Source organism: Gallaecimonas xiamenensis 3-C-1 (genome assembly GCF_000299915.1).
Lineage (GTDB): Bacteria > Pseudomonadota > Gammaproteobacteria > Enterobacterales > Gallaecimonadaceae > Gallaecimonas > Gallaecimonas xiamenensis.
In genome coordinates this window covers 110,462-131,768 of sequence record NZ_AMRI01000010.1, presented here as the reverse complement: position 1 = coordinate 131,768, position 21,307 = coordinate 110,462, and the positions used below count along the sequence as shown (strand labels likewise).

The following is a 21,307-nucleotide window of genomic DNA, read 5'->3' as shown; positions in this document are numbered from 1 at the left end:
ATGACAACAATGTCAAAAATGACACAGCTGTCAAAGATAATAGCGAGGCCCCTATGACCACCGCCGACAACACCGGGCACCCCGGGAATAATGATTCGCAGCGTATTCCCTGGGCCGCCATCCTGGCCGGCTTTTGCGCCAGCCTGATCGGCATCGGCCTGGCCCGTTTTGCCTACACGCCGCTGATCCCGCCGTTGATCTCCGCCGGTTGGTTCAGCGCCGACAAGGTGATTTACCTAGGCGCCGCCAACCTGGCCGGTTACCTGATAGGCGCCCTGCTGGCACGGCCTTTGGGCCGGCGCTTTGGCAATGTGCCAGTGCTAAAGGTGATGATGCTGCTCACCGCCATCGCCTTTTTCGCGTGCGGCTTTCCGCTGTCCATCAGTTGGTTCTTCGGCTGGCGGCTGCTGTCGGGGGTCACCGGCGGGGTGATCATGGTGCTGGTGGCCGCCACCTTGCTGCCCCATATCCCGGCCAGCCGCCGGGGCCTTGCCAGTGGCGCCATTTTCCTCGGCCTTGGGGTTGGTATTGCTGGCTCCGGCACCCTGGTGCCCTTGTTGCTGAGCTGGGGCCTTAAAGCCACCTGGCTCGGCCTTGGGGCCATCGGCCTGCTGCTCACCGCCCTTAGCTGGCGCGGCTGGCCGCGCCATCATCAAGCCCAGCCAGCCATTACCGGCCGCAGCGCCGAGCACTCCGGCTTTGCCCTCAAGGTGTTTTATCTGCAATACGGGCTGATGGCCGCCGCCTTGGTGCCGACCATGGTGTTTATGGTGGATTACGTGGCCAGGGGGCTTGGCCAGGGCGCCCATGTGGGAGCCCTGTTCTGGGTGCTGTACGGCCTTGGGGCCATTGCCGGGCCGGTGCTTTATGGCCAACTTGGTGACAAGTTGGGCGCCTCAGGGGCACTGCGGCTGTTGGTGACGGTGCAGGCGCTGGCAGTCATGCTACTGCTGGCCAGCAGCAACCTGGTCAGTACCGCCATTGCCACTGTACTGATTGGTACCTTCCCGCCCGGCATGGTGCCACTGGCGCTGCACAAGGTGCACCAATTGCTGCCGGGGGACCACCAGGCCCAGGCCGCCACCTGGAGCCGGGCCACAGTGGTCTTTGCCAGCTTCCAGGCCCTGGCGGGTTATGGCTACTCCTACCTATTTACCCAGTCGGGGGGCAGTTACCCTCTGCTGTTTGCCCTGGCGGTCCTGGCGCTGGTGTTGATACTGCTTGGGGATGGGTTGCTGGTATTAAAAGCCGGCCGCAAGGGGCCTGCCGCCGAGCAGGCTTGATGAAAAACGCGGCATAAACCGCGTTTTTATGGCGCCAGGCACCAGGCCAGCAAAGGCGCCGCCAAGACGTTCAACAGCCCCACCAGCACCATCACCAGACCGGCTATGGTGCCCTCTTCCCGGCCCAGTTCCTGGGCCTTGGCGGTGCCGGCCCCATGGGCCCCCATGCCAAGGGCCGCCCCCTTGGCGAGGGCCGAACGGACCTTCAGGCGCAGCAGCAACACCTCGCCAATCACGCCCCCCAAGACCCCGGTTATCACCACGAAGATGGCGGTCAAATCCGGCAGGCCGCCAATGTCGGTGGACATGGCCATGGCAAAGGGGGTGCTGATGGAACGGGGCAACAGGCTCAGGCGCAAGGCGCCGTCCAGCCCTAGCAGGGTCGCCAGGGCCCAACTGGTCAGCACCGCAGTCAGGCTGCCGGCCAGGGCCCCCAAGGCCAGCACCGGCCAATAGCGGCGGATAACGGCCCTTTGTTCGTAGATGGGTACCGCAAAGGCAACGGTGGTGGGGCCCAGCAGGGCCACCAGCCAGCCGGTGGCGCTGATGTAGTCGTGGTAACTGGCGTGCAGGGCCAGTACCGGCACCAACAGCAAGGCCGGGGCCAGCAGCAGTGGCGTCAGCCAGCTGCGGCGCCAACGCCGGTGTATGGCCTTGGCCAACAGGTAAAAGGCGATGGTCAGCAAGGACCAGAAGGCCCCCTGCAACCAGGGGTTAGCGGGCAGGGTCATGGGCAAGGCGGCCTTTGACCACGGCGTCGATGACCAGGGCTGTAACCCCCAGCACCGCCAGGGTGCTGCCAAGGATAACCGCCAGCACCTTCAGGCCCAGCAGGCCAAACAGCTCGCGATGATCCAGCACCGCCAGCACGGCAGGTATGAAAAACAGCAGCATCTGCGCCAACAACCAGTTGGCACCCAGGCGCATGCTGGCCAGGTTCAAACGGCGGCTGGCCAGCAGCACCAGCACCAGCGCCAGGCCGGCAATGCCGCCGGTCACCGGCAACCCTGTGGCTTTGACCAGGGCGTCGCCCAGCAGCCAAAAGCCAACGATAAGGCCGATTTGCAGCAGGCGGCTGTGATGAAGGCCCCGGCTGAGTTGCCGGGAAAGGGATCGGACAGACATGGGGTTCTCCTTGACACCCAGCTTACTGCGCGGCAAAACATGTTAATAATGAATTGATAGAATCAACTCCATTCCAAATTGGAATAGCAATGGAATTCAAAGCATTAAGAGCCTTCGCCGCCGTGGTGCGCCAAGGGGGTTTCTCCCAGGCCGCCAAGCACCTGTTCGCCACTCAGCCCACCATCAGCAAGGCGGTGCGGCAGTTGGAGCACGAACTGGGCATAACCCTGCTGGACCGCAGCGGCCATAAGAGCCGCCTGACTGCGGCCGGGGAAGTGGTGTACCACAGGGCCCTGCGGATACTGGCCGAGCGGGACGATCTGCTGGCGGAGCTGGACGAGATCCGAGGCCTGCGCCAAGGCAGCCTGCAACTGGGGCTGCCGCCCATCGGCAGCAATATCCTCTATGCCCCGGTCTTTGCCCGCTACCGCAAGCGCTACCCGGGCATAGACGTGCGCCTGGTGGAGCACGGCAGCGACCGCCTGGAAAGCCTGCTGCTAAGCGGCGATATTGAACTGGGGGCAACCCTGCTGCCGGCCCCCGACACCTTCGACAGCCAGCCGGTCTGCTGTGAACCCCTGGTGGCGCTGCTGCCCGCCGACCATCCCTGTGCCGGCCGCCAGTCCCTGGATTTTACCGACCTGGGGGATACCCCTTTTATCCTCTTTGAGGCCAGTTTTTCCCTTAACCGTATCCTGCTGGGAGCAGCGAGGCGCCGTAACCTCAAGCCGGTGATCGCCGCCCGCAGCAGCCAAATCGACTTCATCACCGAGCTGGTGGCCACCGGCATGGGGGTGAGCTTTTTACCCCGGCGTATCGCCCAACAGCGCCCCCACCCCAAGGTGGCCCAGGTGCTGCTGGACGAGCCGGACACCCAATGGGACATGGCCATGATCTGGCGCCGGGACGCCTTCTTGTCGCCGGCGGCCCGGGCCTGGCTGGACATAGTGCGGGAGATCTACCCACCGGCCTGACGGCCCGCCCCGGCGCTGGTAGAATGGCGCCGCCAAAGAGGAGAGATACCGTGTCCAATGCCGTGATCCACGTGGTGGTGGGTTCCACCAACCCGGTCAAGGTGGCCGCCGCCCAAAGCGCCCTGGCCCCCTTCTTCCCCGACGCCCAGGTCAAAGCCAGGGGCATCAAGGCTCCGTCCGGGGTACCCGACCAACCCATGACCGCCGCCGACACCCGCCTGGGGGCCATCAACCGGGTTGCCTACTGCCGGGCCCAGGAACAGGCCGACTTCTATGTGGCCATGGAAGGGGGGGTGGATCTGCTGGAAGACGGCCCCGCCACCTTCGCCTATGTGGTGATAGACAACGGCCAGCAGCAATCGGTTGGCCGCAGCGCCAGCCTGCCCCTGCCCAAAGTGCTGTTTGACGGCCTGATGGCCGGCGAAGAGCTGGGGCCCCTTATCGACAAGCTGTTCGGCACCGACAACATCAAGCAAAAAGGCGGCGCCATCGGCCTCTTTACCCGCCACCAGGCCACCAGGGAAAGCACCTACACCCAGGCCCTGACCCTGGCCATGGCGCCCTTTTTAAACCCGTCGCTGTTCGCAGAATAAAAAAGCCGGGCTAGGCCCGGCTTTTTGCTGCCACTTACCAGCTGTATAGCAGCCTGAGGTAATTGACGAAGAAGCTCAGCAGCCATATCCCGGCCAGGGTGCCGGCCAGGCATTGACCCGCCGCCAGCAGGCTGGGCTTCTTACTGCCGTGGTGCAGCCCCAGGTAGGCCAGCACCGCCCCCACAGCCAGGCAGATCCACCACTCCTTCTGGTGGTAACTGCGGGTGAAGATCTCCGCCAGCACCAAGCCGATGGCCCCGCTGTAGCAAAGCTGGGTGCCCCTGTTCCTAAGGGCCAGGCTGCCCATAAACACCAACAGGCAAAGGCCCCCTATCACCGCCACCAACAGCAGCGACAGCAGCAGGTACCAGATCCCCTGCACCTGGGCTAGCCAGCGGGTAACAAAGTGACTGATCAGGTAGCCGCCCAGCAGGCACAGCAGGGTTTGCACTGGGCCAAAACGGCTGTGCAGGTTGTCGCCGCTCTTAAAGGGATCAAGATTCAGCATGGCAATCACTCATAGTTCATCAGCCGGTTCAAGGCCGAGGAGCCGATGGCCCTGACCTGTCTGCGGTTGGCGCTAAAGGCCGCCCGCCTTGCCCTGAAGATGGCCAACAGGCCGCAGAGCATCACCAAATCCAGGCCGATGGCGGCCACGTGGCCAACGCCGCCCAGCAGGTTGGACAGGCTCAGGTAACCAAGGGAGAAGCCACCGGAGAGGCCCGGGTGCAAGTGGCTCTGCACCAGGATGGCACTCATCAGCAAGGTGGTGCCCATGTACCAGCCAAAGAGCCGCCAGGGCCGCCAGATCTGATCTGACCCCAGCCATTGGCGCATGGCCATGGCCGGCAGGAAGCTCAGCAGCAGCACCTTTATCAGCAGGTAGGGCTGACCGTTGAGCAGCTGCATCAACCCCAGTTTGAGGCTAACCAGGGCGCTGCCCAGTACCTGGACACTGGCGTAGAGGTGCCACTGGATCTGGCCACCGGCCAGGCTGTCCAGCAGCGCCAGCAGCAGTACCAGCACCGTAAAGAGGATGCCAAAGGAGAGACCAAAGCGCTTCAGCGACAGGCTTTGGCGAGCCTGATCCAGGTGCTTGGCGGTGCCAAGCAGGCTGTCTTTAAGGGCCTTGGCGCCCCGGCCGGTAAAGCCCCGGCTGTAATAGCCGTTGTGGCCCGGCAGCTTGTCACTGGCTACCAGCTCGAAGGTGGAGCTGGCGATGGGGGTGGCAAAAAGGCGCTTGCAGGCCTCGTCATCAAAACGCTTGGCCAGCCGTTCGGTCTCTTTCACCACCGCCTGGTCGAAACAACCCTTGAGGTCGTAGGGCACCAGGGCGCCACCGACAAAGTGGCAGCCCTGGGTCAACTGGCCGTCGACCTTGATGTCGCTGCTGGCGGTGTGCAGGCTGCCTTCCATATGGGAGATCAGCGGAAAGCCGGTTATCTCCTCGAAGCGAAAGCTGTCCAGCTGCCAGCTGGCCACCCTGTTCAGGGGCGCCTGGGGCACCCTGCCGTTCAGGGCAGTGGTGACATAGTGGTCCAGCCAGGGAAAGTCCGCCGAGCTGGCCCAGCGGCATTTTTGGTGGGCCTGCACCGACATGATCGCCGACAGGCTGACAGTAAAACGGCCGGTGCCGGCGCAGGGCGAGCAGCTGAGGGTACGGGTGCCGTTACAGGTGCCGCAGGTGCGCTTGCCGTTGCCATAACAGGCGCTGCAGTCCCGATAGCCGCTGCCAGAGCAGCTGTAGCAGCGCTGGCGCGAGCCATTGGAACCGTGGATATAACCACCGCTGCAAGAGCCGCAGCTAACCCGGCCACCGCTGCAAGACCAACAGGTTACCTGGCCTGAGCCGCTGCAATTGTGGCAGCGCACGCACCCTTGACCGCTGCAGTTGCTGCAGATCTCGATATAACTGTGGGTGCGTTTTTCCAGATCCCTGCGTAGGCTGAAGGAGGCCACAGGGTCCTGCTTGATCAACCCGACGGCCTTGGCGATCAGCTCAGGGTTCCTGCCGTTGTGGCAGGCCTGTTCGTAGGCCTTAAGGTGATGGTCGCACTCGGCTTCATTGCGACAATCATGGTTGCGGGTGCCGGTCTCCCTGGAGCGGGTGCGATGTGAGCTCAGCTCGTAGACACCGGAGGTTTTAAGGGGGTGGTCGGCGGCTTTTTCGTTACTGGCGTCGATATCGAGGCGATAGCCGGGCAACCAGTTGTTGGCGAAGGTGGCGGCCGCCTTGCCGGTTAATGGGGTCATGGTTTATTTCCTCTCCAGAGCCACGTGGAAAATGTCCGAGGCCTGTCCGGCCTTGACCTGCAGCACCAGGCTCTTGCTCTGGTATCCGGGGGCGTCCACCTTGATGCGGTATTGGCCCGGAGGCAACGCCATGCCGTACTGGTACTTGTCGGGGATGTTCATCACCCGCACCCTGGCCTTGGCCGGGCTGGTCTTTATCTGCAGCCGAAACACGCTGCTGGGGGACGACACTGTGGGGAGAGGGTTGGGAGCGGCAGGCACTGAGGGCACCAGGAATTGGTAGATCACCAACCCCAGCCAAATCAGCATCCATACCGTAATGAGTTTTGCCGTTTTAATCATCTGTCTTATTTCTGACGGTTCTTCCCTGCGCCAAACCATGCCTAGCGCCTAGCCCATGAAATATAAGTCAAATAACCACTAAGGACTATTGAAAATAACAAGGTGCCTAGTTTGTCCCCATTCCCTAATAGGGTTTGGGGAAAACCGGGCCAGGCCCGGCGCCTTTATTGGCCCAGCTGTTTATACATCACCGTGGTGCCGTCCAGGCTGCTGCCGTCGGGGCTGAGGGCAAAGGCCGGTATCACCCCGACCGTGACAAACCCCAGCTTGCGGTACAAAGGCTCGGCCTTGTCGTGGGTGCGGGTGTCCAGAGTCAGCAGGGTAAGGCCCATGGCAGAGGCCTCTGCCAGCAGGTGAGTCATCAGGGCCTGGGCTATGCCCCGGCGCTGATAGTCTCCGTGCACCAGCAGCTTGGCCACCTCGGCCCGGTGAGGCTGGTTGGGCGGGGTATCGGCGTCCAAGAGCACTGTGCCTACCACCCGCCCGTCGGCCTCGGCCACAAAAAGCCGCAGCCGGCCCCCCAGCCGGGGCAGCACCTTTTGCCGCCAATAGCCCCTGGCATCTTCCAGGGTGAAGGGGGCAATAAAACTGACCGACGCGCCGTCGGATACGCAGCGGTGCAGTACCGCCGCCAGGTGGTCAAGCTTGGCCTGGGCCTCTTGGCCCTGCAATTCCTTGATATGCACCGCTATTTCCTCCATCAGATCAGCACCAGCAGGTACTGGGCGCTTTGCTCCCCCAGCACCTGAAAACGGCTTTGGCCAAAGGTCTTGTAGCGCAGGCAATCCCCCGGCCCCAGATCGTAGGCCTGGTCTTCTACCCACAGCCGCAGCTGCCCGCTTTGCATTACCAGGTGGTGCTCAAGGCCAGGGCGGGTGGGCTGGGGGTAATGGAGACTGGCCCCCGCCTCCAGGGTGCAGGCCAGCACTTCGCACGACAACCCGGGCTCGGGGGGCGAGACGCTGCGGCGGCTAAAACCGCTGGCCTGATCCTGCCACAGAGGCTGGTCGGCCAGGGGCACCAGGGCGCGGGGGCCGCTTTCCACCTGGGCCAGCAGGTGCGACAGGCTCAGGCCAAAGGCCGAGCAGATCTTGGCCAGCACCGCCGTGGTGGGGCTGACTTCGGCCTTTTCGATACGGGACAGGCTGGCGCGGCTGACACCGGCCCGCTGGGCCATTTCATCAAGGGACCAGCCCTGCTGCCGGCGAAGGGCCCTAAGCCGGTTGGCCAGGGTCAGTTCCAAGGGGTCGCTCATGAGCATATCCGAACATCAATTCTCAGTTTTGGGAATTTATGATCGAATCCGGGAACTCACAAGGCTTTTAATCGGCTACCAGCGCAAAGCCCTGGCCGCCGTCAAACCACCACAGGGGCTGGCCCGTTGCCGGCAGGGCGATAAGGGAGGAGGAAACGGTTTGAAAACCTATATTGCTGCGGATGCAAAGGGCGTCGGCGCGGATGTCGAAGTGGGCCGGGTCCGGGGGCTGCTCCCCTTCAAAGCCCAGCAGCTGCTGCCAGGCCTGCCAGTTGGGCTTGGCCGGATCTGGCACCTGGGCCAGGCGAAAACGGGGCAGGTTATGGGCCATGCGCGGGCTGGCCTGGGTGTCGTTAAGGTCGTGGGCGGTGAGCATGGACAGCCCTTCGGGTACCCGTTGCAGACTGATGGCCTCCCCCCGGTTGGCCAGCCAAAACGCCTGGTGACTGTCTGCCACCAGCATGTTGAAGGGCTGGTATTGGCTGGGGTCCAGCTCGGCTATCACCTGGGCGGCGCAGCCGGCGTTGTCTTCGGCCAGGGCCAGCAGCGGCAGTTCGCCACGGGAACGCTTGCCCGGTGCCGGGCCCAGGCTGCCAAAGCGGTTCAATACCGCCGCCTGCACCCCCTGGTCGTTAATCCCCTGCCAGGTGCCGCCGGCGTTTAAGTCCTGCCCGGCCCGCACCTTGGGCAGCTGCGGCCAATAACGGCCAGGCCCCTGCCAGGGCCTGGCTTGCATTTCGTCACGGTTGGCGCCGATCAGCACCGGCCAGGGGTGGCCGGGGCGGCGCAGTATGATCACGCTGCACATGCCCCATCAAAGCCCGGAGCCGGGGTGCAGGTCAATAAGCGAGAGGAAAAACAGGGTGATAAAAAAGGGCCACTTGCGTGGCCCTTTGCCTTACTTGCCCTTGGCTTGGGCGTCAAAGCTCAGGCTGCCTTGCAGCATGCTGGCCCCGTCCACGTCGTCCACGTACAGGTCAACCTGGTAATGGCCGGCCATGGGGATGGGGTAGTTGCTGATGTAGTGGGTCACATTACCGGCGTCGTCCAGTTCCCAGCGAATATTGGCGGCGCCGTCACCGGCCCAGCGCTGTTCGCTGTAACCGCTGGGGTCGGTTATCACCAGCCTTACCGAGGCAAAGGGTGGCAGGCCCTGGCCGTCGCAGTCACCGAAATTCCACTTGATGGGCAGGGTGGCACCGGGCTTAAAGGCCTTGCCCAGACTCATGGGCGGCAGGGCCACCACATTGAGGCCGACGCTGTAAGCGGTATCGGCAAGGCCGGTGTGGCCGGCGTTGTCGTCCGCCTCGGCCTTGACCAGGAACTGGCCAGGCGCATTGTTGCTGACCATGGCCTGGGCCGAGACCGGCTCACCGGCCGCCACCCACAAGGCCGGGCTGACCGCCATGCCGGGCAGGTCCGACAGCATCAGGCCGCCTGCGCTCCACAGGGCGCCGCGCAGAGCCCAGACCCCGGTACCGGCGCCATTTTCCAGCGGGTCTACGGCGCTAAGCCCCAGAGCCAGCTCGCTGTTGACGCACAGTCTGGGGGCCTCGGTGGGGTTGGTGATGCTCAAAATAGGGGCCTGGGTATCGACCTGGGTGGGCTCGGTGACGGTCACAAACAGCGATTTGACCACAGTGCCCCCCAAGCCAACCCCGTCTTGGGGCCTGACTTCAATGCCCACCGCATATTCGCCGGCCGGCAGGTCCAGCTTGGTAAAGGCCAAGCTGGCGGCAAAGCTGCCACTGCCCGGGTTATCCAGGATGGTGGTGCCGGGGGACAGGCTGATGGCGGCGCGCAGCGCTTGCACCTGGGCGTCACTGAGCACGGCTCCCAGGGGTTCGAGGACTGTGACCTCCCCTACCGCCAACGCCACCGCCACTACCCTGGCATCCGGCTCGGACTTGCCGTTGCCATAAACCGGGAGCAGGGCCGCGTCGCAGCCGCCGGTGATATTGAGAGGTGGCGACATCACAGTGAAGGCCGACACCAAGGTGCCGCTCTCCCCTTGGGTGTAGTTGTAACTGTCGGCGTTGAGGTCGCTCACCACCAAGGGGCCATTAGTGCCGCAGGCCGGCTTGGCAGGGGGAGCCGCCTGGGCGCCGGGGACCAAGCCAAGGAGCAACAAGGCACTGGCGGCAAAGCCAGCAGGGTAGCGTAACGGGATTTTGCAGCTATTCATGATTGTATCTCCGCAAGCAAGGTCGTTGTTTTTTCACTTCTTTCTTGAGCGTCCATGCCTACTGGCCAGCAGCCGGGTTTTCACAAACCCCATTCCCAAGCCGTGCAGACCATGGGCCCTGGGTTCGCTGCGCAGCACCTGGCTGCGCGCCACCATCATCAGGCGCCGGTCCAGTTGCACCGCCACCAGGGCATAGGCCCCAACGGCAAGGGGCAGGGGCAACTGCATATAGAGACCACCTGCACCAATGTTGTCGGCCAAGGAGGTGAGGTTGAATGGCTGACCCAAGGGATCCAGGCCCCGGATCTGTACCAAGAAGGCGCCCTTAAGGCGCGCTGCCTGCCGCAGTTCCATGATGCCGTCCTCGTCTTAACCCACCTGCTGTCAGGCTAGGTGAGGCAAGGCCCTGCTCGCCATGGGCCAGGCTGCTCATTTTGCGCTGGGGCCGCTGTCCCGCCGCACCGGGACAAATGCCCATAACTAGGGGTAACAACCTGAAAATCATCAAATTTTATTGATGCCTTGCTTGAGGGCGTAGAGGGCAAGCTCGACCCGGTCGGCGACCTGGAGCTTGTCGTAGATGGAAGAAAGGTGATTTCGCACGGTTTTTTCACTGATGTGGAGCTGGTCGGCCAGGCGCCCTGTGCTCATGCCCTGGGCCACCAGGGCCACGATTTGGCGCTCCCGTGGCGACAGGCCCACCGGGCTGGGTTCGGTTGGGGGCTTACGCAGATCCCGAAGCAGGCTGGCGGTCAGGGCCCTGTCCACCCACAGCTCGCCGTTAAGGACACAGCCAAGGGCCTTGAGTAGCTGGCTGCCGCTGTCGTCTTCGCTGAGCACCCCGCTGGCCCCCAGGCGGATGGCGGCCCGCACCGGCTCCCCAAGGGCCTTGCAAAGCAGCAGCACCCGGGGCGACCAGGGCAAAGCCACCAGGGCCGACAGCAATGACAGATCGTCTTCGCTTGCCAGGGCCAACAGCACCAGCTGTGGCCGGCAATGTTCCGCCATGGCCAGGGCCTCAAGGCTGTCACTGACCCCAGCCACCCGCAGCGGCCCCTTGGACTCGATATAGCTTTGCAGGGCTTCTCGCAACAAGGGGCTGGGGTGGACGATAAGCACAGAGGCAGCGTCTTGGCTAAGGTCCATCTGGGTACCTAACGGGCTGATGCTATTGAAAATAACTCTAGCAGAGCCGCTTGACGGCGGGCGCCAACGTCAGCTTGCCGTTGGCGCCATCACCCTGTTGCCGTTACTGATAAGCCCCGGCGCTATAGGTAAGTTCGTAGCTGTGGCTGTAGATCTCGAGGATATTGCCGAAGGGGTCTTCCATGTACACCATGCGGTAGGGCTTTTCGCCGGGGAAGTATTCGCGCACCGGCATGCGCTGCTTGCCGCCGGCGGCGACAATCTTGGCGGCCAGACCTTCTACGTCCGGGTCTTGCACGCAAAAGTGAAAGACCCCGGTTTTCCAGTACTCGAAGTTGTTTTGCGGCTTCTCGGCGCCCCGGAATTCGAAGATCTCCACCCCGATGCGATCGCCGGTGGACAAGTGGGCAATGCGAAAAGACTGCCAGCCGGCGCCGAACACGTCGGTGCACATCACACCAATGGCGCTGTCGTCTTCAGTGATGGTGGTGGGGGGCATGATGAGGTACCAGCCCAGCACCTCGGTGTAAAACTTCACGGCGGCGTCGAGGTCTGTCACCGACAGGCCAATATGGGAAAAGCTGCGTGGATAGGTTTGCATAACGGCTCCTTGGTTTGAGGAGCACCAGCCTAAGGCCCAATAGGTATAATAAGAACCAAGGCCAACTTATGGTTTCTATAAAATACTCTAATGATTAATCCCCAATGGCTCCGCTCCTTCGCCACCCTGGCGGCCGAGGGCACCTTTACCCGCAGCGCAGAAGTGCTGGATCTCACCCAAGCCGCCGTCAGCCAGCATATCAAGCACCTGGAAAACCAACTAGGGCCACTCTTGGTGCGCCACCCGCGCCGGGTAGAGCTGACCCCGGCCGGCCTTGCGCTCCTTGATTACCACCAGGCCATGGTGCAGGCCGACGCCCTCTTGGCCCACCGCCTGGCGGACGACCCGGCAGCCAGCGGCGAGCTGACATTGATAAGCCCCGGCAGCATTGGCCTTTATCTCTACCCAAAACTCTTGGACTGGCAACAGCAGCACCCCGGCTGCCATATCCACTACCGCTTCGCCCCCGATACCGAGGTGCTGGCCGCCGTGCTGGACAACCGCTTCGAGCTGGGCCTGGTGACCCAAAAGCCCGATAGCCCACAAGTCGCGGCCCGCCTTTTTGCCGAAGAACCCCTGGAGCTGGTATTACCCAAGGGCGTAACCGTCAGCGATTGGCAGGGGCTAAAGGCCCTTGGTTTTATCGACCACCCCGACGGTAAAGCCATGGCCACCCGGCTGCTGGCAAGGGCCTTTCCCGGTAGCCCAGGCCCCGCCGCCCTGCCCTGTCATGGTTTTATCAACCAGATAAGCCTTATCCTCGAGCCGGTAGCCAGAGGCCTTGGCTTTACCGTGCTGCCCCGCTTTGCCCGCCAAGCCTTTCCCCGCCAAGAGCACATTCAGGTGATGCCCCTTAGCGCCCAGGTAACAGACAAGCTCTGGCTTATCCACCGCGCCCAGTGGCCGCTCTCAAAAAGGGCCCAACAGGTGTTGGCGGCCCTAGGGCTGCCCTTAGCAGCCCACCAAGATGCCCCCTGAGTGCTTTTTTAACCCCAGCTTGAGCAATCCCCCTTATGGGCCATGGTTAAAGGTCGGTTCTGCATCGAACCGCTAACCATAAGGCAATAAAGACCATGAATATGGAAATCGAAACCGATTTGCCCGCAAGCAGTACCCTGTTAGGTGCCGTGCTACCCGAAGTGGGCATGGGTTTTAACACCCTATTGGGTGAACTGCGCAACCAGGCAGTGACCTTCGATATCATAGAGGGCGGCTCTGCAGTCAGCCTTCATGCCGGTGCAATACGGCGCCGACTTCTACGCCGTGTATGCCTTCTTTACCCAAACCCGCGAAGAACAAACCCGGGTGGCCTTGGACGTTGAAGCCTTGGTCAACCGTGGCGCCCTGAGCGCCTCGGCCAGCATACAAACCGAGTTCAACTCCTACCTGCAGCAAACCGACACCAGTTGGCAGGTGGACTACAACCTGCGCGACCTGAGCGCCGACGCGATTGCCCTGCACAGCCGCATCAACGGCGCCGACTGGCTGCACCAGCTGTATGCTGGCTATGCCTTTGCCCCTGCCGAGCGCTTCGACAATTAGGTGACCCAGCTAGAGGCTGACCGCATCAAGGCGCTGCGCCAATACGACGCCTACGACAATGATCCGCTGCAAAACTTCAGCCGCCCCGAACTGCCGTCACTGGACTCGTTGAGGTCTTACAAGGCGCGGCTGACGCCGGTTCCAGGGTGACCACAGGCAGCGACTGCCTCGCCCTGAACACCCAAATCCAACCCCACAGCGCCACACGGTCAATTTACAGCTTGTGATAACAAGCGATGTAGGCATAGTGGATAAAAAAATACCAACAGAATGACACCAACCCCATAACCAATTTGCTCAACGTCATTGTCACATGGAGGCGATATGACCATTCAAAACGGAACCTCAGGCAGCCATCTTTCAAAGCAGCCCAAAAGTGCCTTATCAACCTCTGCTGCCGAAAAACAAAGCAGTCGCAGGCAAGCCCTTAACAACAGTCGCGCCATTCCATTTGCCGAAATTGCCAAGGACCCTTTATACCGCCAGCTTGCCTTGGCGATTTGCCCCAAGGACCTCAAGGCCGAGCTCGAAGCGCTTTATTTGGATAGCCCGGCCCAACTCGCCGCCTTTAGGTCCCTTGATGACCTTAACGTCCATCTGTCCAAGCGCACCGCAAACGACCTCGTCAGCTCCAACTCGCTCAATGGGTTATTTGCCAGAGCAAAGCAGGAGGCCATACGTGGTTATCGCTTAATGCGCCATGTGTTAGCCATTAAGGATCCACTGAGTCAAAGCCTGCGGCATACCAACACCAACCTCCCGTTAGCGGTTGAGCAAGCACTGCGCACCGTGGCTGACAAGGCTTATGCCAAGCCGTCCAGCTTGCAATCGAAACAATCGCCGGCCGCCTATCTGCGCTACCTCTACCGTATTGCGACCGGACTCGATCAGGAATTGGGGATCCTCCCTCCTAAAGAGGGGCCTTACTGCTTAGAAAAGCGGCGCCCTGACCTCGCTCAACTGGTATTGAGTGAAACCAACCTGAAACAGGAAATTCCCACCATCGAGCTGGTCAACGAAGTATTGGAGAGCGCTCCAAGTGATCTTGATATCGGCCGAACTTTCTATCCCATCGCATTGCCCTTCGACGAAAGCGCACACCTTACCCGCACGGCGCTCGCGCAAGTGGGCGGGACGGCACTCAATGATATCGGCGTCAGAACCACGCAGGATGATTACCCGCTAAGCAGCGGTTTTACACTCGTTCATGACGCCGCCGGCTTATTGGGGCTAACCGGCACAAAAGACCAAAGCGCCAGTGCAGGAAGTGAAATTGCCTTATTGACCGGCGCCACTGACACAGAGCTGGAGACGGCCCCGTTAACGCTCGAGGAGCTGTACGGCACCGCCGACAATTTACAGGCCGCCCAGCTGTCTGAACTTCAGTCCCGCCTGGATATTGATTTCGACGAGCTCACGCAGCTGTTGGGGCTTTATGGGGTGGCACAAGAAAACGGTCATGACGTTAGGCCCGGCGACTATGCAACGGTGATCCTAAACAATGACGCCCCAGTGCAAATCGTTGAGTTAAATGCCGGTAATTATGTCTACTTGAAGGGTGACGTACTGTCGCCACCCGACCTGCGTTCCCTGCACTATGCAACCCGTCTATACCGCGCAACCGGCATTGCGTTTCACCAGCTTAACTGGCTGCTGGCAATACCCGGCGTCATCAACCTCAATAACCCGGACGGCATGGCACATTGGCAGCGGTCCGCTTGGTTCAATATCACTAATGCCGGCCTTCGTGTCCTGGCAGGCTACCGCCGCTATCGCGACACCTTTGAATTGACCCCAGAGCAATACGCGGCGCTGTTCGGCGAGATTTGCCCCTTTTGGAGAGCCGATACTGTGGTGGCAAATGCCACAGATGCCATAGCTGGCCTTGAACAAACCGAGATCTCATTCTTTCGCGAGTTGTTTGGTAAGGATGCCCAGCGCCTCCACAAAGCGCTCACCGATAAGGAAAAACCAGCAACGATCCTCGATGCGGAACTGGTCCAAATAGTGGGTGGTGGATTAAGGCTGACAACAGCTGAACTCCATGCCCTGGTCAGCGAACTGGACGCGCATTTTCATCTCACTTCAGCATTGGATGTGCGTGGCCTGGCGGCGCTATATCGCCTAACAACCCTCTTTAGAATGCTCAACTGGCCACTGCTGGGTGGCATGGAACTGGCCAAACAGGTTAGCCAACAAGCCGGCGCCAATGAAACGCTATGGACACACCTAACGGCCAAGAACCTAACCCCGGAAGAAACCGCAGATCTCTGTGGAGCCATTGACTGCTTGGTAGGCCTGGCTCAGTGGATGCGCGAAGCTGAACTCTCCCCCGAGACGTTGATAACACTGCTCACACCCACCGTAGGCGGGGCTTCAGGGTTAGATGATATCGAGCAAAATTGGCTGGCTAGCCTTGCCAACTTAGCCTCGTCAACGCTGGCCAGTGCCGAAACCTTCCGTTCCTTCGAACACTGGGACAGTGAAACAACAGCCCCGGTAGAGATCACCGGTGAGATGTGGCACAGCCAATTATCCAGCGCCGGTCAGATTTACCCGTCTTCAGGGGTATTCCGTGCTAGCACAGACCGCAACAGCATTGATAAAGCATGCCGGCACTATCTGGATGCCATTGCTGGGGTGGACCTCGGCCTTGCCAGCAATGCGAAAAGGCTTGACCGCATGGTCGCCAAACTCGTGCAGACAAAAAGCAACCAGACACAAATGCTTGAACGGCACCTGGCAACCCTTAGCAACGAATTAACGGCCTTTGGCGCCGGCTTTCTGGTCACTTGGGCGCAAGGGCAAACACTGGATGTACTCGAAGCCCTACTCCAGGGGCCGGCCAGTGTTGACGCACAATACTGGATGGCCCAGCTACAACGTCACCTTAGCGCCGCCGACGCCTTGGGTTTGGGTGATATCGATCTTCAAACCCTTGGCGAGAAGCCGCAGTGGCTTTACACAGACGCGGCAAAGACCCCAAGCCCCTTGTGCCTTGAGCAGCTCTTTTATTGTCAGCGCTTTATGACCCTGCAACAGGGGGCTGCAACAGATGCTGCCTGGTTTGGCTTTTTGACGCTGATCCATCAAAACCAGCCTCATGCCACGGCAAGCGCTGAAGAACAAACAGCCTGGCAAGCAGCCTGCACAGAAACCTTGGCCATACTCATCGGCGCACCGGTAGCCGATGTCGCCCTCTATGTGAACCATCTTTTCGGAGCAGAGCAAGTTGCGGATAACCTGCAAAAAATCGACGCCGTAACACGCCATGCCAGGCTGGCAGAGGAACTCTGTATAGGTGCAAGCGAACTACTCGCCCTCAAAGCCGTCAGCGACACCAACCACAGTGGTAGCTGGGCAACCGCCGCTTCAGCCGCGCGGGCCAGTATTGCAAAGTTTAAAAACGGCAGTCAGCTAACGGCCTTCAACCATGCATTCGCCGAAATAAAACGCGACGCCCTTATCGCGGCCTACATGCAAACGCACATTGCCACCGACGCCACCTTGGCAACGACAGTCACAGACCGAGAAGCCCTTTACCGCTACTTGTTGCTCGATGTCAATGTCACCAGCCAGGTACCGACCAGTCGCCTCATCGAGGCAACAAGTTCACTCCAGCTCTACATCAACCGGGCACTGGCCAATCTCGAACCGGGAATTGAGTTTACTCATCGCCAGAGACTTGCCGCACAGTGGCAAATCGACAAGCAATATCGCCAATGGGAAGCCAATCAGAAACTGTTGCTTTATCCGCAAAACTACATAGAACCTGAGTTACGCTACATCACATCACCACAGTTCGAAGGGTTACAGCAGGCCATTTCTGGTGGCGACATTAATGAAGATAGTGTTGAAGCCGCCGTCAACGCCTATATGGCGGAATTGGCTCACTGCTGCGAACTCGGTTTGTGCAGTATCTATGTAGAGCGTCAAGATGAAGCTCAGCCACTCGACATAGAAGACAGCAGCCTACCAAGCAATGCCACTTACCACTTTCTGGCACGCGCCAAATGGGAGAATGACCGGTTTTTCTACCGCAAGCTTGAAGCGGACTACAAAACTATCGCAACGCTCGACGATCCAAAACAGTACTTAAAAGCTTTTGATTGGACATTCTGGCAAGAAGTCGTTATTCCAAATACCTATGCCTTATTTTCCGACGTGGGGGTCTGCTTCTATCTCAATCGTTATTATTTCTCGTGGCTTGAAATCGAAGAAAGAAAAACGCAAACCGCCAATGGAGAACAGGTTTCTTGGCGCATTTACCCACGTTATATGCGCTGTGATGCTAAGGCATTGAGTGGTACCACACATACGCCCGATCTTTTCATCGAAATCAATAATGATGATATCGATAGCGTCACCGTCAATGACGGTGGTTTTGTGTGGAATGGAAATGAACCTTTATTTGACGGTGCTTATCACCCCAAATTAGTCAAAAACAATTTTAAATACGGCGTATTAAAATCCAGTACAGCAGGAAATGCTACGCCAAATGATGTCATCTTTATTACCTTTGGTGTTGACCTTAAAAGCAACAGCGGCAGCCAAACAAAAAATACTATCCAAATTCGCATTTCAGAAACCTGGGGGGATGCCTTTTTCATTCAAGATGACTTTATCGACCAACGGTTTCAACTTGCGTCCCCAGATAATTTCCGCCCTATCCATCCAAGAATAATCCAAGCAGATGGGCTATCTTCTGACCAATACAATATCAAGAAAAAAATTAACCCCGGAAGTCTCTACTTTACTTATGAATTCAACAAAAGGATCCCTGGCGAGCCTTTTTTCTACCTTGTCAATAATTACAACACAACAAATGCGCCTCCTTATGGCAATGCAGTATTAAACTCATCGCTAGCTGGAGACAACAGCATTGGTTCAATCGCTGTTGACGTAGCTTTGGGTGACAGACGCTACGGTTTATTCATCTATAGTTCCGACGGCGTTTCCAGCGACAGCCATTATATATCGTTAACAGAAACCAGCGCCGTTAAGTTACGAATAAGAATAAAGCTTACTTGGGAAGAAGAGGGCAAAGGTTCCGAGGTAACTTATACAGCTTGGTCAGAGTACGATACTCAGCCTTTGTATATGGATTTATCTGCTCATAAAATGAATGAAAGCTCGACAGACATCAAAACATTTATTAAAGATGAAACGGTGAGGATCGAATCCGTATTACCGAGTACATGGCGAATAAACGAAAAAACAGGAAACCGACTGAAAGCTGAAGTTCAGCTGCAACGTGTTATTCCATCACTAAAGGTTGAATATTCTGTAGATAACAAAGTGAAATCTATAGATATACAGCCTTCAGCTGGCATGGATAGTGTTACCAATGACTATCAATATGAAGCCGGTACATTTGAGATAACCATTCCTGATGGAAAAACAAATACCGGATGGGTGAGTACACAATCCCACGGCAACAGCAATTTTCTTCATCTCATAAGTCACGAAGACAACCCGCTAGACAATAGTTATCTTCTACTAAATTCTTCATCAGCACTGGCTGCTTTGGCCCGTTCAATGCCACGCCCTGGAGGCTGCCTCAGCCTATTTGATTTAGGGAACCAACAAAAAGAAGAGTATTTAGGTAGCTTTATCAAGGAATTCGACGACTCCTTGGTTAAACTTTATCCTGACGATAACACTACGCTCAATCCTAACAAAGTCCCTTCTACGCTCTTTGATTTTGACGCCAGCTATGGTGGCTATGGTTGGGAAATTTTCTATCATATTCCCTCGGCAATTGCCGCAGCTTATTCCAATAGTGGCCAATATGAAACGGCATTGAAGTGGTTGAAAAAAATATTCAATCCCAGCGCAGATGATGTTTGGCAGGTTCAGCCTCTGCAAGGTGCGTTTGCACCGACTAATGGCTCGGTATTCAGTACCGGTGATATCATTTTTGACCCCGATCGGATAGCGACGGATTACCCTTTCTATTATCAGCAGGCAACGATACGACAAACTATTGAAACAATGCTCGAATCGGGTGATGCCGCCTATAAAGAAGAGACCCAGGAAAGTTTACAAAAAGCCAAAGCAACCTATGTTGAAGCAAAGCAGTTCTTTAAAGAAAACTTACCTGAAATTTTAAACAACTTGAGCAACATACCCTGGCAGAACCCGAGCCTTCATGAGGCGGCAAAAGAGGATTACGATGGTTTTCTAGACCCCTACAACCAAACATTAAAAAACCTTTATGACCAGCTGGAAAATCGTCTTAGCTACCTCAGAAAATGGTTAGACATTAATGGTAATCCTCTGCAAGTACCCTTACTGGCAATGCCTATCGATCCAAAAAATCTTCAGCGTGCTGGCAAGGCTTCGCTGAGTTTGTCAGGCGCCGAGGTCCCAGAAGAAGGAGACGAGAAAGAATCATTGATAGACTTTGTTACGGTCATCAGGTCTGCCAAGGGTTATATCGCTAATTTGGAAAAAACAAGCAGCCAATTATTGGCAGCAAGAGAAAAACTGGACCGCTCAAGAATCAGTAAACTCCAACGAGATATAGATGCAAGGAAAATAGGAAGAAGTTCAGCTATACAAGAATTAAACATTACCATTTCAGAAAAAGAAGTCGCCGTAAAAGAAGCTAATCTTGCCAGCGCAGCTTCAGCCTTATCCTTACATGTTGGCACCTTCCTCACCGCCATATACTCTTTAAGCAATGCTGCCACTAAAGATGCAGTAGAGGCCTATACAGAAGAATTAGTAGCTGAAGTTAAAACAAAAGTTAATGTCAGCTTTATTAGCGTTATCGCCGGCATCCCTACTATTTTTGGCATGGCAAGTGGAGGGCAGCGCCCGGAAGTAAAACAAGAAGCCCAGATACTCGCAACGATATCCAAGCAGATTGGAGATATAAACAAAAAAAGCAGTACAGATAAAATTGCAGAGTGGATTAAAATAACACTAGACGCATCGCTAAAATCAGCTGAACTCAGCAGCAAAGTTTTATCAGCAGAAAAAGAGCTAAGCAAAGCCAAGAAATCTCTCGAGAAGGAGAATAAAGAGAAGGAAAATCGGATAGCTGACCTAGCCGACCTGGAAGAACTTAATCAAATGTTTTCGTCCAGCTTTGCCAATCAGTCGTTTTATGATTCCTTCATTGTTGACCTTGAGTTGCTTTTTTCCGAGCAGTGGTCTGCCACACAAGAGTTTTGTCAATTATTAACTACACTCTACGAGGACGAAACCGGGGCAACCGACGGTTCAAGCTTCTTGAAAACCAAAGCTTTCGGAAATGATGTCCAGCGGCTAAATGCTCCATCTCGACTCGCATTGGATATTGAGCGCCTTGAGACCGCCTATATTAGGTCCTTAATAGATCAGCAAAGCCAAAGTTCACAGATGCGCTTTTCTCTGAGTGAAATGACAAGTACAGGTTCAAATAAATCAGCACTGGCTACACTTGCCGAGCAAGGTGAGACTTATTTCGAACTAACAGAAGATATGTTCGATATTCTTTACCCCGGTCAATATGATCGACGAATTCAAAGTATAAGCGTTAAATTTCCAGGCCTTGAAAAAGCCGGTATCAGCCCACATGCCCGCTTGACCCAGATCGCCAACACACGCTATTTGACGCGGGAAAGGAACCCCAATCAGGGTGCAAAAATCAGAATGAACCGCTACGCTTTGCAAAGCATTGTTCTGAGTACACCTGAAGTTGATACCGCTAACTTCAATTACCCAGAAGGCCTGCTGAAACGTTTTCAAAATACGGGCGTAGACTCTCGTTGGCACCTAATATTGCCCACCGTTCATGAGCTGAAAAACAAAATCGACAACGGCCGTGGCAAGGCTTGGCGAGATGCGGCGAATATGCATTTTGAGAAAATAAAAGCCTATCTCGACGACGTGGAGTTTATCGTGACGTTCTCAGGCCGCTGGTAAAAATGCCCTTACCACTAAAAACCCGCCTTTCGGCGGGTTTTTAGGGTCGTAAACGACGCAGCTGATGCCTTCGATTTCGTTGATGAACCTTTCC

Annotated in this window: 19 protein-coding genes; 7 read left to right on the top strand and 12 right to left on the bottom strand. The window is 57.6% G+C overall.

Features of this window, described 5'->3' with window-relative positions; genetic code table 11:
• The first annotated feature begins 53 nt into the window (after window positions 1-53).
• Window positions 54-1,283, top strand: a complete 1,230-nt coding sequence (locus B3C1_RS08855; protein ID WP_008484304.1) for a YbfB/YjiJ family MFS transporter — start codon at window positions 54-56, stop codon at window positions 1,281-1,283.
• 26 nt (window positions 1,284-1,309) lie between these two features.
• Here B3C1_RS08855 and B3C1_RS08850 read toward each other — a convergent pair whose 3' ends face one another.
• Window positions 1,310-2,014, bottom strand: a complete 705-nt coding sequence (locus B3C1_RS08850; RefSeq protein ID WP_008484303.1) for an LrgB family protein — start codon at window positions 2,012-2,014, stop codon at window positions 1,310-1,312.
• Window positions 1,998-2,408 (bottom strand): CidA/LrgA family protein, encoded by a 411-nt coding sequence (locus B3C1_RS08845; protein WP_008484302.1) that lies wholly within the window; start codon window positions 2,406-2,408, stop codon window positions 1,998-2,000. The genes B3C1_RS08850 and B3C1_RS08845 overlap by 17 nt, the downstream gene beginning before the upstream one ends.
• Window positions 2,409-2,497: 89 nt before the next feature.
• Between B3C1_RS08845 and B3C1_RS08840 the strand changes: the two genes are divergently transcribed.
• Window positions 2,498-3,382, top strand: coding sequence for a LysR family transcriptional regulator (locus B3C1_RS08840; protein WP_008484301.1), 885 nt, complete (start codon window positions 2,498-2,500; stop codon window positions 3,380-3,382).
• A 50-nt stretch (window positions 3,383-3,432) separates the two neighbouring features.
• The gene (gene yjjX / locus B3C1_RS08835; RefSeq protein ID WP_008484300.1) at window positions 3,433-3,975 is read left to right on the top strand and encodes an inosine/xanthosine triphosphatase; all 543 of its coding nucleotides are present in this window, start codon (window positions 3,433-3,435) and stop codon (window positions 3,973-3,975) included.
• 34 nt (window positions 3,976-4,009) lie between these two features.
• Here the strand turns inward: yjjX and B3C1_RS08830 are convergent, their stop codons facing one another.
• From B3C1_RS08830 to B3C1_RS08785, 10 genes are all read right to left on the bottom strand, one after another.
• Window positions 4,010-4,483, bottom strand: a complete 474-nt coding sequence (locus tag B3C1_RS08830; RefSeq protein WP_035481562.1) for a hypothetical protein — start codon at window positions 4,481-4,483, stop codon at window positions 4,010-4,012.
• Between the two features lie 5 nt (window positions 4,484-4,488).
• The gene (locus B3C1_RS08825; RefSeq protein WP_008484298.1) at window positions 4,489-6,228 is read right to left on the bottom strand and encodes a DnaJ-like cysteine-rich domain-containing protein; all 1,740 of its coding nucleotides are present in this window, start codon (window positions 6,226-6,228) and stop codon (window positions 4,489-4,491) included.
• Window positions 6,229-6,231: 3 nt separating this feature from the next.
• Window positions 6,232-6,570 carry a carboxypeptidase-like regulatory domain-containing protein gene (locus B3C1_RS08820; protein WP_008484296.1) on the bottom strand — a complete coding sequence of 113 codons (339 nt, stop codon included), beginning with the start codon at window positions 6,568-6,570 and terminating at the stop codon, window positions 6,232-6,234.
• A 164-nt stretch (window positions 6,571-6,734) separates the two neighbouring features.
• On the bottom strand, window positions 6,735-7,271 hold the full coding sequence (locus tag B3C1_RS08815) for a GNAT family N-acetyltransferase (protein WP_008484295.1): 537 nt from the start codon (window positions 7,269-7,271) through the stop codon (window positions 6,735-6,737).
• Window positions 7,271-7,825, bottom strand: a complete 555-nt coding sequence (locus B3C1_RS08810) for a helix-turn-helix domain-containing protein (protein ID WP_035481602.1) — start codon at window positions 7,823-7,825, stop codon at window positions 7,271-7,273. Before B3C1_RS08810 ends, B3C1_RS08815 begins: the two co-directional genes overlap by 1 nt.
• A gap of 67 nt (window positions 7,826-7,892) precedes the next feature.
• Window positions 7,893-8,633, bottom strand: coding sequence for an NRDE family protein (locus B3C1_RS08805; protein WP_008484293.1), 741 nt, complete (start codon window positions 8,631-8,633; stop codon window positions 7,893-7,895).
• Between the two features lie 90 nt (window positions 8,634-8,723).
• Window positions 8,724-10,010, bottom strand: coding sequence for a hypothetical protein (locus B3C1_RS08800; RefSeq protein WP_008484292.1), 1,287 nt, complete (start codon window positions 10,008-10,010; stop codon window positions 8,724-8,726).
• Between the two features lie 33 nt (window positions 10,011-10,043).
• Entirely contained in the window at window positions 10,044-10,364 is a 321-nt protein-coding gene (locus tag B3C1_RS08795; protein WP_008484291.1) for a hypothetical protein, read from the bottom strand.
• 150 nt (window positions 10,365-10,514) lie between these two features.
• The gene (locus tag B3C1_RS08790; protein ID WP_008484290.1) at window positions 10,515-11,156 is read right to left on the bottom strand and encodes a LuxR C-terminal-related transcriptional regulator; all 642 of its coding nucleotides are present in this window, start codon (window positions 11,154-11,156) and stop codon (window positions 10,515-10,517) included.
• A 103-nt stretch (window positions 11,157-11,259) separates the two neighbouring features.
• A complete protein-coding gene (locus B3C1_RS08785; protein WP_008484288.1) occupies window positions 11,260-11,757 on the bottom strand; it encodes a lactoylglutathione lyase family protein in 498 nt (165 codons plus the stop codon).
• A 90-nt stretch (window positions 11,758-11,847) separates the two neighbouring features.
• Between B3C1_RS08785 and B3C1_RS08780 the strand changes: the two genes are divergently transcribed.
• The 4 genes from B3C1_RS08780 to B3C1_RS08770 all read left to right on the top strand — a co-directional run bounded on the left by B3C1_RS08780 (window position 11,848) and on the right by B3C1_RS08770 (window position 21,213).
• A complete protein-coding gene (locus tag B3C1_RS08780; RefSeq protein WP_008484286.1) occupies window positions 11,848-12,735 on the top strand; it encodes a LysR family transcriptional regulator in 888 nt (295 codons plus the stop codon).
• Window positions 12,736-12,987: 252 nt separating this feature from the next.
• Complete coding sequence (locus B3C1_RS08775) at window positions 12,988-13,299, top strand: hypothetical protein (protein ID WP_008484285.1); 312 nt, start codon at window positions 12,988-12,990, stop codon at window positions 13,297-13,299.
• Complete coding sequence (locus tag B3C1_RS20165; protein WP_156804511.1) at window positions 13,300-13,449, top strand: hypothetical protein; 150 nt, start codon at window positions 13,300-13,302, stop codon at window positions 13,447-13,449. It begins immediately after the preceding gene.
• Between the two features lie 174 nt (window positions 13,450-13,623).
• Window positions 13,624-21,213, top strand: coding sequence for a neuraminidase-like domain-containing protein (locus B3C1_RS08770; RefSeq protein WP_008484284.1), 7,590 nt, complete (start codon window positions 13,624-13,626; stop codon window positions 21,211-21,213).
• Window positions 21,214-21,307: the final 94 nt, after the last annotated feature.

Bases quoted from the DNA above. Each gene is read 5' to 3' on its own strand.
- B3C1_RS08795 (WP_008484291.1), bottom strand. From the start codon at position 10,364: ATGGAACTGCGGCAGGCAGCGCGCCTTAAGGGCGCCTTCTTGGTACAG.
- B3C1_RS08810 (WP_035481602.1), bottom strand. From the start codon at position 7,825: ATGAGCGACCCCTTGGAACTGACCCTGGCCAACCGGCTTAGGGCCCTT.
- B3C1_RS08805 (WP_008484293.1), bottom strand. From the start codon at position 8,633: ATGTGCAGCGTGATCATACTGCGCCGCCCCGGCCACCCCTGGCCGGTG.
- B3C1_RS08845 (WP_008484302.1), bottom strand. From the start codon at position 2,408: ATGTCTGTCCGATCCCTTTCCCGGCAACTCAGCCGGGGCCTTCATCAC.
- B3C1_RS08790 (WP_008484290.1), bottom strand. From the start codon at position 11,156: ATGGACCTTAGCCAAGACGCTGCCTCTGTGCTTATCGTCCACCCCAGC.
- B3C1_RS08785 (WP_008484288.1), bottom strand. From the start codon at position 11,757: ATGCAAACCTATCCACGCAGCTTTTCCCATATTGGCCTGTCGGTGACA.
- B3C1_RS08820 (WP_008484296.1), bottom strand. From the start codon at position 6,570: ATGATTAAAACGGCAAAACTCATTACGGTATGGATGCTGATTTGGCTG.
- B3C1_RS08840 (WP_008484301.1), top strand. From the start codon at position 2,498: ATGGAATTCAAAGCATTAAGAGCCTTCGCCGCCGTGGTGCGCCAAGGG.
- B3C1_RS08815 (WP_008484295.1), bottom strand. From the start codon at position 7,271: ATGGAGGAAATAGCGGTGCATATCAAGGAATTGCAGGGCCAAGAGGCC.
- B3C1_RS08850 (WP_008484303.1), bottom strand. From the start codon at position 2,014: ATGACCCTGCCCGCTAACCCCTGGTTGCAGGGGGCCTTCTGGTCCTTG.
- B3C1_RS08770 (WP_008484284.1), top strand. From the start codon at position 13,624: ATGACCATTCAAAACGGAACCTCAGGCAGCCATCTTTCAAAGCAGCCC.
- B3C1_RS08825 (WP_008484298.1), bottom strand. From the start codon at position 6,228: ATGACCCCATTAACCGGCAAGGCGGCCGCCACCTTCGCCAACAACTGG.
- B3C1_RS08800 (WP_008484292.1), bottom strand. From the start codon at position 10,010: ATGAATAGCTGCAAAATCCCGTTACGCTACCCTGCTGGCTTTGCCGCC.
- B3C1_RS08830 (WP_035481562.1), bottom strand. From the start codon at position 4,483: ATGCTGAATCTTGATCCCTTTAAGAGCGGCGACAACCTGCACAGCCGT.
- B3C1_RS08855 (WP_008484304.1), top strand. From the start codon at position 54: ATGACCACCGCCGACAACACCGGGCACCCCGGGAATAATGATTCGCAG.
- B3C1_RS08780 (WP_008484286.1), top strand. From the start codon at position 11,848: ATGATTAATCCCCAATGGCTCCGCTCCTTCGCCACCCTGGCGGCCGAG.
- B3C1_RS08775 (WP_008484285.1), top strand. From the start codon at position 12,988: ATGCCGGTGCAATACGGCGCCGACTTCTACGCCGTGTATGCCTTCTTT.